Consider the following 15,241-nt stretch of genomic DNA (forward strand, 5'->3'; position numbering starts at 1 on the left):
GTAGTGGGTTCGGTGCCTGCGTGGCCGCCGACACTTCGGCGTTGTGGTCGTGTGATTGGCGATTTTGATGTGGGCGCGTTGGGGGGAGTTTGCGGCACTCTTGCGGCGTATGCGGTCAGTTTTTTCATCATATTTCCGCATGTTTTTTTGAGCAAAAGATTTTCGATACTGCTATGCGTGGCCTGCCTTTCCGGCTTGTTCGGGTGTTGGAGTATGGGAAATCATTTGATGGTGACAGCGAATCCCCCAATCAGCAACCATGCTAGAATCTTTGACTGATCAAACATTGATCCATCCAAAAAATGGCTCCCAGTCCTAGCACCCCGCACTCGGCGGGGCAGGTGTTGCCCTTCCGGCAGTCGCTCGTGGCGATGCTCGGCCTTTGTTTCTGCACGATGATGGTGGCGCTCGACCAGACCGTGGTCGGGACTGCACTGCCGACCATCGTCGCGGAACTCAAAGGGTTCGAGTACTACGCGTGGGTCGCAACGTCGTATCTCCTCACCTCCGTCATCACCGTCCCCATCTTCGGACGCCTCGGCGATTTCTACGGCCGCAAGCGATTCGTCGTGGCGGCGATCATTGTCTTCACTGCCGCATCGGTCCTCTGCGGTGCGGCGAACAGCATGCCGTTCCTCGTCTTCGCCCGCGCTCTGCAGGGCATCGGCGGCGGCATGCTCGTCGGGACCGCGTTTGCCTGCGTGCCGGAACTCTTCCCCGATCCTCACGTGCGTTTGCGCTGGCAGGTCATGCTCAGTTCTGCCTTCGGCATCGCGAACGCCATCGGACCGTCGCTCGGCGGTTTTCTCACCGAAGCCTACGGCTGGCGCTCGGTCTTCTACGTCAATCTGCCCGTCGGTTTGCTCGGCATCTGGTTCATCGGACGCCACCTGCCGCAAATGCGCGCCGAAGAACACAGCAAAGCCAGCATCGACTGGCTCGGCGCTGTGCTCATCACCGCAGCGCTCGGGAGCTTGCAGATGCTCGTCGAATGGCTGCCTGCGGACGGTCTCTCGCGCGGTGTGGTGACGCTGGCTATCGTGCTGGTCGTCTCGTCGTTCGCGCTCTATCGGTGGGAGCAGCGCACTTCGCATCCGATTGTGCCGTTCGAGATGTTCCGCGACAAATCGCTCGCGCCGCTTTTCGTACTGTCGGTCTTCGCCGGGTTCTCGATGTTCGGGTTGCTGTTCTACGCGCCGCTGCTGCTGCAGGGCGGCTTCGGACTCTCGCCGCGCGAAACCGGTTTGCTCATCACGCCGTTGGTCGTGTGTATCACCGTGGGCAGCATCGTGAACGGGCGTCTGATCACCCGTCTGCGAAATCCGAACGTGATGTTGTACGGCGGCTTCCTGCTGCTCGCGCTGGCCTGCGCAGGCATCATCACCACGCATCGCGGCACGCCGCATCTGCTGATCGCTGCGTATATGTTCCTCGCGGGTCTCGGCCTCGGCTTCGTGATGCCGAACCTGACTGTCTTCGCACAGGAGGTCGCCGGGCGCGCGCACCTCGGCATCGCCACCGCGTTGATGCAATCGCTGCGCATGATCGGCGGGATGCTCGGGACGGCCATCGTCGGCACGTTGGTGAATCACAGCTATACGGCACGCGTCACCGATGCGCTGGCGGCCAACGAAGGCACACGTTTCACGTCGCAACTTTCCGATCCGCAGATTCTGGTGAACGCCACTGCACAAAGCGATTTTCTGATGACGCTCGCGCACATGGGCCAGAATGGCGCCCTGTTCATCGAGTCGGCGCGTACGTCGCTCGTCGCCGCCATTCACAACGGGCAGATGGTGTCGCTCGCGGCGGCGCTCGCCGGGTTGTGGTTCGTACGACGCGTGCCGCTCATTCGTCTGACGCGCGGTGCGAAGCCGCAGCCGCCAGCAGGGGAGTGACGCGATGCCGACCGCTTTGAAACGTAACGTCATTCAGCAATTGAGTCTGACCTACCGCGCGATGATGCTCGCCTTCGACGCGCAGGTCGGACATCCGCTGCCGCGCTGGCGCATCATTCTCGCGCTGGCCGAACGCGGCACCTGCTCGCAGAAGTTTCTTGCCGAACATTGCCGACTCGATCCCGCGTCGCTCACCCGTCAGCTTCAGTCGATGGAAGCGCTCGGCTGGCTGACGCGCGCGACCGACCCCGACGACAATCGTCTGACCAATGTCACGCTGACGGACGCGGGCATGGCCGTGCACGACGAGGCGACGCCGCGTCGTCAGGCCTTCTTCGACGACACGCTCGAAGGCATGACGCCTGACGAAATCGCCACGCTGGAGAGCGCGCTCGTGCATCTTGAGGCGCAGTTCAAGTCGGTGGCGTCCAGGGCGAAGTCGGGCGCTGCGCCACCCGCCGCACCGAGCGCCACGGACACCACGCCCGCGCGAAAGCGAGCCTCCAAAAACGCGTCATAGGTCGCTCGCCCCCGATGGACGTCGGCCACAAAAAAAGCCGCTTCGGATTCGAAGCGGCTTTTTCTTTGAGACGTTGAAGACGAGCGGTGTGACGACGATCAGAAGAACGTCTGCACGATCTCGACGACGTTGTAGTCGCCATCGACGACCGGCAGGTGACGCCACTTGTCGAACGTCAGGCACGGGTGCGAGATATCGAACGCAATCATGTCGCCCACGCGGATGTCGTCGCCCGGGGCGATGCGCAGGTAAGCGTGCTGGTCCATCATGCCGGTCACTTCCCAATGCTCGGGCGTGGCCTTCGGCGACTTGCTCTCGCCGGGACGGAATTGCTGTGCCGGTTCTGGCATGCCCGCATCGAACGCGGCGTCACGCTTGCCCAGCGCAATGATGGCGCGCTCGGGTTCGGGGATCGATTGCACGTACGCCCACAGCTGCAGCGCCGGTTGCAGTTGCGAGCGCATCTGCTTCGCGATGGGGTTGCGCGTCGCGATCTGTGCTTGGGCCGCCTTGTAGATACCCACGTCGTGCGTGAGATAGCAGCCGGGACGCAGGACTACGTCCAGCGGCGCGCCCACGTCCTTGTGCGCGAATTCGTCCGCGACGACGTCGTACCAGGCAGACCCCGCGCCCGAGAGCACGGCCGGGTTGCGCTCGACGCGGCCCGCTGCGACCAGCTCGCGCGTGATGCTCACTGCGCGTTGCAGGAAGGCGCGAATGTCCGCTTCCGTGCTCAGCACGCCTTCGTACACTTCCACGCCCGCGAGTTTGACGGCGTCGTGATACTGCGTCAGTGCATCGAGCACGGCTTGCTGTTGTGCAGCGTCGCGCACGCCCGTGCGGCCGCCCGTCACGCCGAGTTCGATCAGCACCTGAACCGTCTGGCCGCGCGCGCGGAAGAATTCGCCCAGATGCACCACCGCAGCCGCCGAATCGACCAGACAGAAGTATTCGAAGTTGGTGTCCTTCAGCAAGTCGGCAATCATCGTCATGTTGCGCTTGCCGACGAGCTGGTTCGCCATGAGCACGCGTCGTACGCCGTGATGATAGGCCGCGTACGTCTGCTGTGCCGTGGCGAGCGTGATGCCCCATGCGCCGCCTTCCAACTGGCGACGGAATAGCTTCGGGGCCATCGTCGTCTTGCCATGCGGGGCGAGCTTCACACCGTATTCGTGCACGAAGCGCTGCATCCACGCGAGGTTGTGACGGATCTTGTCTTCGTAGAGCACCGCCGTCGGCAGGCTCAGGTCTTCGTTCAGCAGATTCCAGCCCAGTCCGGTCGCGGCGGACGGCGCGAGCGGCGCCTCCAGCGCACCCAGACCCTTGTTGAGGGTATCGATCATGCCGTGCTGATAGTTTGTATCACTCATTCCCATCTCTCCTCATGTCTGTGCGCTGAAAGCCGCTGAATGGCTCCTATAATAGCGTTTAATTACCTGCGTTTGACAGTTTTGTTATAAAGTAACAAATATTGGGCGTCCGACCGTTGAGGCGCCGCACAGACCGGATATATGGCCGAAACCTTCGATATCGTGACCCGCGTTGCGCAACGCAGCGACGCCCTGAGTCAGGCAGAACGCAAAGTCGCGCAGGTCGTGCTGGAAGACGTAGCGGGCGCTGCTGCGGCGTCGATCAACGTGCTTGCCGAGCGCGCTGGCGTGAGCGAGGCGAGCGTGACCCGCTTTGCCAAGGCGATGGGCTGCCGCGATGTGCGCGACCTCAAGCTGCGACTGGCGCAGGCGGCAGTCGTCGGCCAGCGCTTTCTCGGCGCGAGCGCGGCCAATGGGCAAGACGGTGGCGGCGAGACCATCGACCGGATTGCCGACGATATTCAGACGACGTTGCAGGTGCATCGCGGACTTATCAATCCCGATACCGTGCGACGTGCCGCTGCGCGACTGCTTTCGGCGCGCATGGTGTACGCGTTCGGGATGGGCGGCGGGTCGTCGCTGCTAGCTGACGAGGCGCGTTATCGCCTTGTGCGTCTGGGCCGCCCGGTCGCCAGCTATCAGGACGCCGTGCTGGCCCGCATGGTCGCCGGTACGCTCGGACGCGACGACGTCGTACTCGCCTTCTCGGTGAGCGGTCACACGCCGGAACTGCTGTCCGCCTGTGAAATTGCGCGCGAATACGGGGCGCAGGTCGTGGCCGTCACCGCGACGGGGTCACCGCTGGCGGCGCTCGCCGACGAGGTATTGCCGATCCGCGCGCTTGAAACCGATTTCATTTTCAAACCGTCGTCGTCGCGTTACGCGATGCTGCTTGCCATGGACGTGCTGGCTACGGAACTGGCGTTGCTCGCCAAACCGCAGAGTCAGGCGCTGTTGCGACGAATCAAATATGTGCTCGACACACATCGGGGCGGCGGCGATCGCCAGCCTCTGGGAGACTGACATGACTGACCGCACCGAAAATTTTGCCGATCGCACGGTCGATACGCTGATCACCGACGTTCGTCTGGCGGACGGCTCCGGCGCACCCATGACGGACGACCGCTTCGATGTGGCGTTGCGCGGTGGCCGCATTCACTCGATTACACCCGCGGGGGAGCGCTCGGGCTGGCAGGCGACGCAAGTTGTCGCAGGCAACGGCAACGTGCTGAGCCCGGGCTTCATCGACGTCCATACGCACGACGACACCAACGTCGTGCGCGCGCCGGAAATGACGCCGAAGCTGTCGCAAGGTGTGACGACGGTCGTCGTCGGCAACTGCGGCATCAGCGCTTCGCCTGTCACGCTCAAGGGGGATCCGCCCGATCCGATGAACTTGCTGGGCGAGGCGAGTGCGTTCCAGTACCCGACCTTCGCGGCCTATGTCGAAGCGCTGGAGAAGGCGCAACCGTCGATCAACGTGGCGGCGCTAATCGGTCACACGGCGCTACGCAACAACCATATGGATCGTCTTGACCGGCCTGCGACGCAAGCCGAAATCGAAGGCATGCGCGCGCAACTTCGCGAAGCGCTGGCGGGTGGCGCGCTGGGCTTGTCGACGGGACTGGCCTACGCGAACGCGAATGCCGCACCGACTGAGGAAGTCCTCGCGCTGGCCGAGCCGTTGGCTGAAGCGGGCGGTCTTTATGCGACGCACTTGCGCACGGAATTCGCCGAGATTCTCGAAGCGCTCGACGAAGCCTTCCGCATCGGACGTCATGCGCGCGTACCGGTGGTCGTGTCGCACCTGAAGTGCGCGGGCGTCGACAACTGGGGACGCAGCACTGAAATTCTCGAAGCGCTCGACAAGGCGCAGCGCTTTCAGCCGGTCGGCTGCGACTGCTATCCGTACACGGCGAGTTCGTCGACGCTCGATCTCAAGCAAGTCACCGACGACTTCGACATTCTCGTCACATGGTCCCAGCCGCATCCCGAGCAGGGCGGCAAACTGCTCGCGAAGATTGCCGCAGACTGGGGCGTCGATCTGATGGAAGCGGCGAAGCGCCTGCAACCGGCCGGTGCTGTGTATCACTGCATGGAAGAAGACGACGTGCGCCGCATTCTGCGTCACCCGGCGACGGTGGTCGGCTCGGACGGACTGCCCAACGACCCGTTGCCGCACCCGCGTCTGTGGGGCGCGTTCCCGCGCGTGCTGGGACGTTACAGCCGCGAGCAGGCACTGTTCCCGCTGGCGGAAGCCGTCCACAAGATGACGGGGCTTTCCGCCGAGCGTTTCGGTCTGAGCGAGCGCGGATTTGTACGTGAAGGGTATTGGGCCGATCTGGTGTTGTTCGATCCGGCGACCGTGGCCGACGCCGCGACGTTTACCGATCCGATGCAACCCGCGTATGGCATTTCGGCGGTGTGGGTCAACGGTGTGCTCTCGTGGCAGGACCGCGCACCGACGCAGAACGCGCGTGCCGGGCGCTTTGTGCGTCGCGGCACGCCGCAGCCGGTGCTTTGAACGGTTGTTCTGAGCCGGTGTTGTTGAAAACGATTTGTTGAAAGGAGCGATGATGAGCATCAAACGATATGGCGTGGAAGGCGGGCAGGGCACTGGCGGCCAGCGCATGCCCTTTGCACGCGCGACCGAAGCCGACGGCTTCCTGTTCGTCTCGGGACAGACCCCGATGAAAGACGGCGAAGTGATCGACGGGGGCATCGTCGCCCAGTCGCATCAGGCGATCCAGAATATGATCGCGATTCTGACCGAAGCCGGGTACGGCACCGAGCACGTGATGCGGATCGGCGTGTGGCTGGACGACCCGCGCGACTTCGCGTCGTTCAACAAGGTGTTCAAGGAATACTTCGGGGATCATCCGCCCGCACGCGCTTGCGTGGTTTCGAGCATGGTCATCGACTGCAAGGTCGAAGTGGACTGCGTGGCGTACAAGAAGCCGACTGCGTAAGTCGCACCCGCGGCGCTGAGCGTCCATGGAAAAACCGACGGTTATCGTCGGTTTTTTTGTTTCGGCGTTGTGCCTTCTGGTTGACCGAGACGGACGTTACCGTTTCGCAAAGTCTGCGGTTTGCCTTCGATGGTCCGTTGTCGTGAAAGCGCGCAATCTTCAGCCTCCTAACCTGAAAGGAGGTCACTGTGAGATCAGGATCCATCGGCGGGGCAGGGCCGAGTGCACCGGCTGTACCTACGTACCGGGCCGCCATCGAGTCCGCCGAAGACGCCCGCATCACCATCGATTTCCCCATAACGCCGGACGACATTCGTTTGCGCTCCCAGACCATGAGCCGGTTGGGGCGCGGCGGGCTGTCGGGCGGACTGACCGGCGTGGCGATGACGGTAGTGGGCGTGCTGGGGTTGTCCGCTGGCGCGTACTTCTGCCTTGCCGCAACAGTGGCGGACGACGAATCGGGGGCCTCACGGCTGGATCAGTGGACCGGCGTTGGCATCGGCGGCGGCATGGCCGCGGTGTCGACGCTCGCTGTGACATACGGTCTGGCACAGGTCTGTCTGTGCCTGAAGAAGCAGCGCGAGGCAGGGCGGGCGATGACGACACTCAGCACGCGTGTGCAATTCGAATCGCCGAGGGAGGCTCCGCCACGTGACTATGTCTGATGATTCGTTGGGGCACGCATCGTCGTCGACATCTATGGCCGGAAAAATCGATGCAGCGCTGGCCGTGGTGCGCAATGCCGAACAGCGACGCGAGGCGATCGATTTGCCGCGTCCCGGCGCGTGGGACGCTGCGCAATGCGACGCCGTTTATCGCTGCGGCTACGGGGCGTTCGAGCGAGGCGACTTTGTGCAGGCCATCGAGTGCTTTGCGCCGCTGCTGTCTGCGTGTCCGCTGGATGCGGACTACGCGGTGGCGCTGGCGCTATCGATGCAGCGTCATGGCGAGCCTAAGGCGGCGCTGCCATTGTTCATGGCGGCGGCGCTTCTGGACGAGGAGGCTCCCGGGCCGATGTATCGCGTGGGGGAGTGTCTGATCGAGCTGCGCCAGTTCGACGGCGCATGCCAGGCGATGCGGGAGACGATGGCGCGTTGCGGCGGCGAGCCGAAATACGCCAACGTCAGAAACGCCGCGTTGAGACTGATGGCGAAACTGGGCTATCTCGGCTGACAGCCCTGGTGTCGCTTATTGACAGTACTGACCTTACTGACGCGCTGTACGTGCGTTGTCCGGCATCGGCAACGTGAAGTTGGTGCGGAACGGATTGATGTCGAGTCCGCCGCGTCGCGTGTAGCGGGCGTAGACAGCCAACTGGGTCGGCTTGCACTGACGCATGATGTCCATGAAGATCCCTTCCACGCATTGCTCGTGAAAGCCGGTGTGACGCCGGTACGAAATCACGTACTTGAGCAAGCCTTCCTGATTGATCGGCGGGCCGACATAGCGGATCTGCAAGCTGCCCCAGTCGGGTTGTCCGGTGACCGGGCAGTTCGATTTGAGCAGGTTGGACACGAGCGTTTCGTCCACGGGCGCTTCATCGAACGCGGCGGTGAGTAGCGACGCATCCGGCACGTAGATGTCGGTATCGATGTCGAGCCGGTCGACGAGCAAGCCGTCGAGTTCGTCGAGTTCGAGCTTGGCAAAACCGCTCGGCTCCACGAGTTTCACCTGCACCGGCGCGCCCGCCGCTTCCGACAGGTCTTGCTGGATCAGGGCGCGCGCGGCGTCGACATTCGCCAGCTTCGTCTGTGCGAACGAGCCGAGATACAACTTGAACGACTTCGATTCGATGATGAATGGCGAATCGGCGGGTACCATGGCGGTCAACAGCGCGATTTGCGGCTTGCCCTTCTCGTTGAGCCACGAGAGTTCGTAACCGTTCCAGATGTCCGCGCCGAAGAACGGCAGGACGTCGGGCACGCCGATTTCCGCACGCGCGGGCGCACGGGCGATCGGGAAGAGTTGGGACGGGTCGTACTGCTCGGTGTAGGCAACTTCCTTGCCGAGCGAGGATTGTTCAGGCGTGGTCATGATTGGCGATGCCACTGATGACGTGACCGGTCGGGGAGACGCGGGCCGCCGATTCGCAGTGGCGTGTCTGATCGTCGAAGAAGAAATCGGGCTCGAACTCACGCAGGAATGCGCCTTTGTCCAGCCCGCCCAGGAACATCGCCTCGTCGATGTCGATTTTCCAGTCCATCAGCGTGCGAATGGCACGCTCGTGCGCCGGGGCCGAGCGCGCCGTCACGAGCGCGGTGCGGATTTTGACCGGCACTTCATGGCCTGCGAGGGCTTGCAAACGGTGCAGCGCGAGTAGCAGCGGCTTGAACGGACCAGGGGGTAACGGCGTGGCGGCGCGCTCGATTTCGTGCTGCTGGAAGGCGTCGAGGCCGTTGCGCTGGAAGACCTGCTCGGCCTCGTCGGAGAAGAGTACCGCGTCACCGTCGAAAGCGATGCGGATCTCGTCGGGATGCAATTCGGCTTTCTTTGCAGAGTCCGGATACACGCGTGCGGCCGGAAAACCTGCTGCGAGTGCGCCGCGCACATCGCGCTCGTTCGCCGACAGGAACAGATGTGCCCCCAGCGCGTTGAGATAGCCGAACGGATCGCGTCCGCGCGTGAACACGCCGCGCTCGATCTTGAGATCGAGCTGTCGCGCCGAGCGAAACACGCGCATGCCGCTCACGGGATCGTTGCGCGAGAGCACCACGACTTCCACGCGATGTTTGTCTTGCGTGTCTGCGGCACCGCTGGCCCCATTGGTACCGCTGGTATCACTGGTACCGCTGCCCTGATTGAACGCGAGCAGCTTCTGCACGAGCGGGAAGGCGACGCCCGCTGGCGCTGGCGCGTCGAGGCGGTCGAGCTGATACTGCATATACGACTGATCGTCGCCGCTCGCCACGCCCGCGTCGAACACGCGGTTCTCTTCTTCGAAGTCGAACAGCGCGCGCGACGAGATCGCGACAACGAGTTTGTTCTCGAGCGTGATGGGCATGGCGGCGGCGATTTCCTGTCGTGTATCGGTGACTGAATGCGTGACTGAGTGCGTGTCTGAGTGCGTGACTGAGGGCGTCGCGACTTACCCGAGGAACAGCTTGTACACGGGGTTATCGCTTTCGTCCCAGTAAGGATAGCCGAGCGTTGCGAGGAAGTCGCGGAACGCGGCCTTCTCGTCGTTCGGGACCTGAATCCCCACGAGGATGTTGCTGTAGTCCGCGCCCTGATTCCGGTAGTGGAACAGGCTGATGTTCCAGTTCGGGCTCATGGCCGAGAGGAACTTCATCAGCGCGCCCGGACGCTCCGGAAACTCGAAGCGATACAGCACTTCGTGACTGGCCAGCGCCGAGCGCCCGCCCACCATGTAGCGGATGTGCTGCTTGGAGAGTTCGTCGTTCGACAGATCGAGCGTCGGGAAGCCGTGACGCTCGAAACCGGCCTTGATACGCTCGCCTTCGTCGCGGTTGTGCATCTGGATACCCACGAAGATGTGGGCGCTGGACGCTTCGCTAATTCGGTAGTTGAACTCGGTCACATTGCGGCTGCCCACCACTTCGGTGAAGCGCTTGAAGCTGCCGCGCGCCTCGGGAATGGTGACGGCGAACACGGCTTCGCGCGCTTCACCGACCTCGGCACGCTCGGCGACGAAGCGCAGGCGGTCGAAGTTCATGTTGGCGCCGGAGGTGATCGCGACGAGCGTTTCGCCCTTGAGTTTTTCGCGCTCCGCATACAGCTTCGCGCCCGCCACGGACAGCGCGCCGGACGGCTCAAGCACGCTGCGGGTGTCCTGGAAGACATCCTTGATGGCGGCGCACAGTTGGTCGGTGTCGACACGCACGACTTCGTCGAGATACTCGCTGCACAGGCGGAACGTCTCTTCGCCGACGTACTTGACGGCGGTGCCGTCAGCGAACAGACCGACATCGTTGAGCAGGATGCGCTCGCCAGCGTGGATGGATTGCGCCATGGCGTCGGAGTCGACCGATTGCACGCCGATGACTTTGATCTCCGGACGCACGGCTTTGACGTAGGCGGCGACACCGGCCGCCAGTCCACCGCCGCCGATGGGCACGAAGATGGCATGCAGCGGGCCCTGATGCTGGCGCAGGATTTCCATGCCGATGGTGCCCTGACCGGCGATGACGTCGGGGTCGTCGAACGGGGGCACGAAGGTCAGGCCACGCTCGGCTTGCAGCGTCATGGCGTGCGCGTAGGCGTCGCTGTACGAGTCGCCTGCGAGCACCACTTCGACGGCGCGTCCGCCGTGGGTTTTCACGGCGTCGATCTTGACCTGCGGCGTAGTGACCGGCATGACGATGACGGCCTTGCAGCCCAGACGCGCCGCCGAGTAGGCAACGCCCTGCGCGTGGTTCCCGGCGGACGCGGTCAGCACGCCGCGCTCGCGCTCGGCCTCGCTGAGGTTGGCCATCTTGTTGTACGCGCCCCGAATCTTGAAGGAGAACACCGTCTGGTTGTCTTCGCGCTTGAGATAAATTCGATTGTGCAGCCGCATGGAAAGCGTGCGAGCCGGTTCGAGTTCGCTCTCAAAGGCGACGTCGTAGACTTTGGCGGTCAGGATCTTCTTCAGATAGTCGGGAGCTGCGTCAGACATGATTTAGGGCTTCTTCAGGTTAGGCACATCAAGGAACAAAAGGACAATGATAGACCAGCACTTCCGCCGGGGCGGTCGCGCTTGGTCTTTCGGGGAAAACAGGAAAGGGGAGTGCGCGCCCTAGCGTAGGTCGTCTGGGGTGTCGATGTCGCGCACGATTCCGGCGTCGTCGACATCGACGATCGTAATGTGCTCGCTAATCAACAGGTCGCGCGCGCCGATGTCGCCATCGAGGGCGGCAAGACGCGAGGTATAGGCAGAACCGAACGCGACGGGATGGCCGCGTTGTCCCTGATAATTCGGAGCGACGATGGCTTCGGGCGACGTAAGGCCGTTCGCAATCGCGCGCAGGGTATTCGGGTGGATGTAGGGCATGTCGGCCAGCGCGACGAGCCAGCCGTCGAGATGTTCGAGGCCCGGGGGCGGATCTTCGTCGGAGGCGGCATTAATGCCGGCCGCGAGCGTCGCGCCCATGCCGCGCTTGGTGGCGTGGCTCATGACGACTTCACAACCCGCCTGCAACAGCACGTTCTCCAGCTCGGCCGAGTCCGGTCGCACCACCGCGATCACGCGCGGCAATGCCGCCAGCAGCGCGTGGGCGCTGGCGAGGGCAACGGGTCGGTTCAGGGGGTCTCCGGGGAGCGGCGCGAGCAGCTTGTTCCGGCGCCCAGCCGCATCGAAGCGGGTACCGAGTCCGCCTGCCAGTAGAATGGCCACGGGCGGCGTCGAGGGTCGGGTCATGGTCACGCATTATGCGCCAGACTTTTTGTTTCTGCCAAACGCGTGTTCACGCATTCGCCGTGTCGTTGGCTGACCGTCTGGTCGGTCGGGGACGGCGGCGTTGCGGGGTTTTTCGTTCGGATTTTGCTTTCTGCGGAGCTGCATGGAGTCGTTCATCACATGGCTGCTGGGCGTGCTGGCGTTGCCCGGCGTGGGCCTGCCCGCCATTTTTCTCGTGTCGTTTCTCTCCGCCACACTGCTGCCGATGGGCTCGGAACCCGCGCTCTTCGGCTACGTGGCGCTCAATCCGCATATGTTCTGGACGGCCATTGTCGTGGCGAGCGTGGGCAATACGCTCGGCGGCATGCTGGACTGGTGGATGGGGTTCGCGGCGCGTCGCGCGTTCGTGCGGCTCAAGGCGCGCCGACGGGCGCATGCGCGGGCGGCGGCGGTCGGTGGAGTCGGCGTGACTGTCGATGTGCCGCAGGGGAAGGCAGGCAAAGGGGACGTCGACGGCAAAGCACCCATGAACGAACGCTACACCCGCTGGATGCGCCGCTTTGGGCCGCCCTTGCTCTTGCTCTCATGGCTGCCGGTCGTCGGCGATCCGCTCTGCACCCTTGCCGGATGGCTGCGGCTTTCGTGGCGTTCGTGCCTCATCTATATCGCCATCGGCAAGACACTCCGCTACGTCGCCATCACCTACCTGATGCTGCGGGTGCCCGAGTCTTTCTGGCAAGGCATCTTCGCGCCGTTCAGGCATTTGCTCGTCGGGTGAGGCCCCATTCGGGGGTCTCACGAAGTCCGGAGGCCGGACCGGGGCCCCTTTCGCTTCTTTGCGCCCTCAGACATAGACCCAACTCGGTTCAGAAAGGGGCCCCGGTCCGGCTCACCATCATGCTTTCCCGGGGCCCACCTTCTTACGCGCTTGCGACTTCGAAGGGCAGCGCGCGCTGCCGTTTGCCCGTCAACGCAAACACGGCATTGGCATACGCCGGCGCCAACGGCGGCAGACCCGGCTCGCCCATCCCGGTCGGTGCGTCGCCCGAGCTGACCACGTGCACATTGATCGCGGGCATGTCGGTCAGGCGCGCCACCGTGTACTGGTGGAAGTTGCTCTGCTCGACTTCGCCATCCTTCATCGTGATCGCCGCACCCGGCAGTGTCGTGCCCAGTCCCATCAATGCCGCACCTTCGACCTGCGCTGCAACCGTCAATGGATTGACGGCGAAGTTGCAATGCACACCCGCCGTGGCACTCACCAGACGCGGTGCACCATTGCGCATCTCCGCCACCACCACGTACGCGACCACCGAGTCGAACGACTCATGCACGGCCACACCCCATGCCTGTCCTGCGGGTAGTTTGGTCTTGCCGTAACCCGAACGCTCCACCGCCAACGCCAGCGCATCACGGTGACGGGGATGCTTGTCGCCCAGCAACGCATAGCGGTACGCGACCGGATCCTGGCCAGCATTCTTCGCCAATTCGTCGATCAACGTCTCCATAACGAACGCCGTGTGGGTGTTGCCCACCGAACGCCACCACAACACCGGCACGTTGACCTTCGGGCTGTGTAGCGTCAGGCGTAACGGCACGGCGTACGGTGTGCCGGAGACGCCCTCGACACTCGTGCCGTCGATACCGTTCTTCACCATCATCTTCTCGAACGGCGTGCCCGCCAGAATCGACTGGCCGACGATGGTGTGATTCCAGGCGAGCACGTTGCCCTTGGCATCCAGACCGATCTCTGCGCGATGCACGTACATCGGACGGTAGTAGCCACCGTGAATGTCGTCTTCCCGGCTCCAGATCACCTTGACCGGCTCGCGATGGCCCGCGCCGTGCCACGCCTTCGCAACCTGCGCGGCTTCGACGCCGTAGTCCGACGTCGGCACTGCACGACGGCCAAAACCGCCGCCTGCCATCAACGTATGAAGCTTGACCTGCTCCGGCTTGAGGTCGAGCGTGCGTGCAATGGCCGCCTGATCGACGGTCTGAAACTGCGTGCCAGTCCAGACTTCCGCGCCTTTGCCCGAGATCTGCACCGTGCAGTTCAGCGGTTCCATCGGGGCATGGGCGAGGTACGGGAAGCTGTACTCGGCCACGAGGGTTTTCGGTGCGCCCTTGAGTTTGGAGACGTCGGCGTCGATGGCGACGGTGCCCGGCGTCTTCGCCATTTCCTTGTACTTGGCCAACTGCGCCGTGGTGTCGACATGCTCGACGCCGCTGGTGTCCCATTCGGCCTTGAGCGCGTCGCGGCCAGTCTTCGCCTGCCAGTAGCCATCGGCGATGACGGCGACGGCGGTGCCGCCACGGTCGTCCGGAATTTCGAGGACGTCGCGCACGCCCTTGACGGCCTTCGCTGCCTTGGCGTCGAACGTCTTCACCTTGGCACCGAACACCGGCGGACGCGCCACGACCGCCACCTTGAGGTTCGGCAGCTTGAAGTCCATGCCGTACATCGGCGTGCCGGTCGACTTGGCTTTGGCGTCCAGACGGCCCGTCGGCTTGCCGAGCAGACGGAAGGCGGACGGATCCTTGAGCGCAACGTTGGCGGGTACCGGCATGGCTTGCGCCTTTGCGGCGAGGCTGCCGTAGGTGGCGCGCTTACCGTTCGGGCCGAGCACGACGCCCTTTTCGGTGCGCAACTGATCGGCCGGGACTTTCCATTGCTGGGCCGCCGCCGCAATCAGCATCGCGCGCGCCGACGCGCCAATGCGCCGGTATTGCATCCACGAGTGCGCGATGGAGCCGGAGCCGCCCGTCATCTGGATGCCGAACATCGGGTCTTTGTAGACGTCGGCGGCCGGGGCCAACTCGCTGCGGACCTTCGACCAGTCGCAATCGAGCTCTTCGGCGACGAGCATCGGCAACGCCGTTTGCACGCCTTGTCCGAAATCGAGCCGGTTGACCTGAATGGTGACGGTGTCGTCCGGGGCGATGTGCACGAAGGCGGACGGCACGACCGCTGCCGGGGCCGCGCCCTGCGCGCTTGCCGTGCGCATCATGCCGGGCAGCGACATTTCCAGCATCAGGCCGCCCGCCGCAATGGCGGACGTCTTGAGGAAGCCACGACGGCTCACGCCGGTGAAGTCGCCCACGGCCACGCCGGGACGTTGGGAGAAACGAAGTTCACGCATGGGGGT

General features: G+C 63.7%; 14 protein-coding genes. 8 read left to right on the forward strand and 6 right to left on the reverse strand.

Annotated elements, in window-relative coordinates:
• The first annotated feature begins 302 nt into the window (after positions 1-302).
• Positions 303-1,898, forward strand: coding sequence for an MDR family MFS transporter (locus NA29_RS04295; RefSeq protein ID WP_039396048.1), 1,596 nt, complete (start codon positions 303-305; stop codon positions 1,896-1,898).
• Between the two features lie 4 nt (positions 1,899-1,902).
• Positions 1,903-2,418, forward strand: coding sequence for a MarR family winged helix-turn-helix transcriptional regulator (locus NA29_RS04300; RefSeq protein WP_052252516.1), 516 nt, complete (start codon positions 1,903-1,905; stop codon positions 2,416-2,418).
• A 98-nt stretch (positions 2,419-2,516) separates the two neighbouring features.
• On the opposite strand, the gene NA29_RS04305 is transcribed toward NA29_RS04300, so the two are convergent.
• Positions 2,517-3,788: an amino acid deaminase gene (locus NA29_RS04305; protein WP_039396051.1), complete on the reverse strand. Its 1,272-nt coding sequence runs from the start codon at positions 3,786-3,788 to the stop codon at positions 2,517-2,519.
• A 141-nt stretch (positions 3,789-3,929) separates the two neighbouring features.
• Here NA29_RS04305 and NA29_RS04310 point away from each other — a divergent pair, with 141 nt between their 5' ends.
• The 5 genes from NA29_RS04310 to NA29_RS04330 all read left to right on the forward strand — a co-directional run bounded on the left by NA29_RS04310 (position 3,930) and on the right by NA29_RS04330 (position 7,930).
• Positions 3,930-4,811: a MurR/RpiR family transcriptional regulator gene (locus NA29_RS04310; RefSeq protein WP_039396054.1), complete on the forward strand. Its 882-nt coding sequence runs from the start codon at positions 3,930-3,932 to the stop codon at positions 4,809-4,811.
• A gap of 1 nt (position 4,812) precedes the next feature.
• Entirely contained in the window at positions 4,813-6,312 is a 1,500-nt protein-coding gene (locus tag NA29_RS04315; RefSeq protein ID WP_052252517.1) for an N-acyl-D-amino-acid deacylase family protein, read from the forward strand.
• Positions 6,313-6,370: 58 nt separating this feature from the next.
• Positions 6,371-6,757, forward strand: a complete 387-nt coding sequence (locus NA29_RS04320; RefSeq protein ID WP_039402338.1) for a RidA family protein — start codon at positions 6,371-6,373, stop codon at positions 6,755-6,757.
• A gap of 188 nt (positions 6,758-6,945) precedes the next feature.
• On the forward strand, positions 6,946-7,422 hold the full coding sequence (locus tag NA29_RS04325; RefSeq protein ID WP_150777666.1) for a hypothetical protein: 477 nt from the start codon (positions 6,946-6,948) through the stop codon (positions 7,420-7,422).
• Positions 7,423-7,456: 34 nt separating this feature from the next.
• Positions 7,457-7,930: a hypothetical protein gene (locus NA29_RS04330; RefSeq protein ID WP_039396060.1), complete on the forward strand. Its 474-nt coding sequence runs from the start codon at positions 7,457-7,459 to the stop codon at positions 7,928-7,930.
• Between the two features lie 33 nt (positions 7,931-7,963).
• On the opposite strand, the gene queF is transcribed toward NA29_RS04330, so the two are convergent.
• The 4 genes from queF to NA29_RS04350 all read right to left on the reverse strand — a co-directional run bounded on the left by queF (position 7,964) and on the right by NA29_RS04350 (position 12,113).
• A complete protein-coding gene (queF, locus tag NA29_RS04335) occupies positions 7,964-8,791 on the reverse strand; it encodes an NADPH-dependent 7-cyano-7-deazaguanine reductase QueF (protein ID WP_039396063.1) in 828 nt (275 codons plus the stop codon).
• A complete protein-coding gene (locus NA29_RS04340; RefSeq protein ID WP_039396065.1) occupies positions 8,778-9,758 on the reverse strand; it encodes a 5'-nucleotidase in 981 nt (326 codons plus the stop codon). Before NA29_RS04340 ends, queF begins: the two co-directional genes overlap by 14 nt.
• 84 nt (positions 9,759-9,842) lie before the next feature.
• Positions 9,843-11,372, reverse strand: a complete 1,530-nt coding sequence (gene ilvA / locus NA29_RS04345) for a threonine ammonia-lyase, biosynthetic (protein ID WP_039396068.1) — start codon at positions 11,370-11,372, stop codon at positions 9,843-9,845.
• A 120-nt stretch (positions 11,373-11,492) separates the two neighbouring features.
• A complete protein-coding gene (locus NA29_RS04350; protein ID WP_039396071.1) occupies positions 11,493-12,113 on the reverse strand; it encodes a nucleotidyltransferase family protein in 621 nt (206 codons plus the stop codon).
• Positions 12,114-12,255: 142 nt separating this feature from the next.
• Here NA29_RS04350 and NA29_RS04355 point away from each other — a divergent pair, with 142 nt between their 5' ends.
• Positions 12,256-12,870, forward strand: a complete 615-nt coding sequence (locus NA29_RS04355) for a YqaA family protein (protein ID WP_039396074.1) — start codon at positions 12,256-12,258, stop codon at positions 12,868-12,870.
• 142 nt (positions 12,871-13,012) lie between these two features.
• On the opposite strand, the gene NA29_RS04360 is transcribed toward NA29_RS04355, so the two are convergent.
• Entirely contained in the window at positions 13,013-15,235 is a 2,223-nt protein-coding gene (locus NA29_RS04360; protein ID WP_052252518.1) for a xanthine dehydrogenase family protein molybdopterin-binding subunit, read from the reverse strand.
• Between the last annotated feature and the right edge of the window lie 6 nt (positions 15,236-15,241).

This window comes from Pandoraea sputorum (assembly GCF_000814845.2).
In the GTDB taxonomy this organism is placed as follows: Bacteria; Pseudomonadota; Gammaproteobacteria; order Burkholderiales; family Burkholderiaceae; genus Pandoraea; species Pandoraea sputorum.

Excerpts from the sequence above, each read along its gene's own strand:
- ilvA (WP_039396068.1), bottom strand. The coding sequence starts at position 11,372 with ATGTCTGACGCAGCTCCCGACTATCTGAAGAAGATCCTGACCGCCAAA.
- NA29_RS04315 (WP_052252517.1), top strand. The coding sequence starts at position 4,813 with ATGACTGACCGCACCGAAAATTTTGCCGATCGCACGGTCGATACGCTG.
- NA29_RS04305 (WP_039396051.1), bottom strand. The coding sequence starts at position 3,788 with ATGAGTGATACAAACTATCAGCACGGCATGATCGATACCCTCAACAAG.
- queF (WP_039396063.1), bottom strand. The coding sequence starts at position 8,791 with ATGACCACGCCTGAACAATCCTCGCTCGGCAAGGAAGTTGCCTACACC.
- NA29_RS04340 (WP_039396065.1), bottom strand. The coding sequence starts at position 9,758 with ATGCCCATCACGCTCGAGAACAAACTCGTTGTCGCGATCTCGTCGCGC.
- NA29_RS04350 (WP_039396071.1), bottom strand. The coding sequence starts at position 12,113 with ATGACCCGACCCTCGACGCCGCCCGTGGCCATTCTACTGGCAGGCGGA.
- NA29_RS04310 (WP_039396054.1), top strand. The coding sequence starts at position 3,930 with ATGGCCGAAACCTTCGATATCGTGACCCGCGTTGCGCAACGCAGCGAC.
- NA29_RS04300 (WP_052252516.1), top strand. The coding sequence starts at position 1,903 with ATGCCGACCGCTTTGAAACGTAACGTCATTCAGCAATTGAGTCTGACC.
- NA29_RS04355 (WP_039396074.1), top strand. The coding sequence starts at position 12,256 with ATGGAGTCGTTCATCACATGGCTGCTGGGCGTGCTGGCGTTGCCCGGC.
- NA29_RS04360 (WP_052252518.1), bottom strand. The coding sequence starts at position 15,235 with ATGCGTGAACTTCGTTTCTCCCAACGTCCCGGCGTGGCCGTGGGCGAC.
- NA29_RS04330 (WP_039396060.1), top strand. The coding sequence starts at position 7,457 with ATGGCCGGAAAAATCGATGCAGCGCTGGCCGTGGTGCGCAATGCCGAA.
- NA29_RS04295 (WP_039396048.1), top strand. The coding sequence starts at position 303 with ATGGCTCCCAGTCCTAGCACCCCGCACTCGGCGGGGCAGGTGTTGCCC.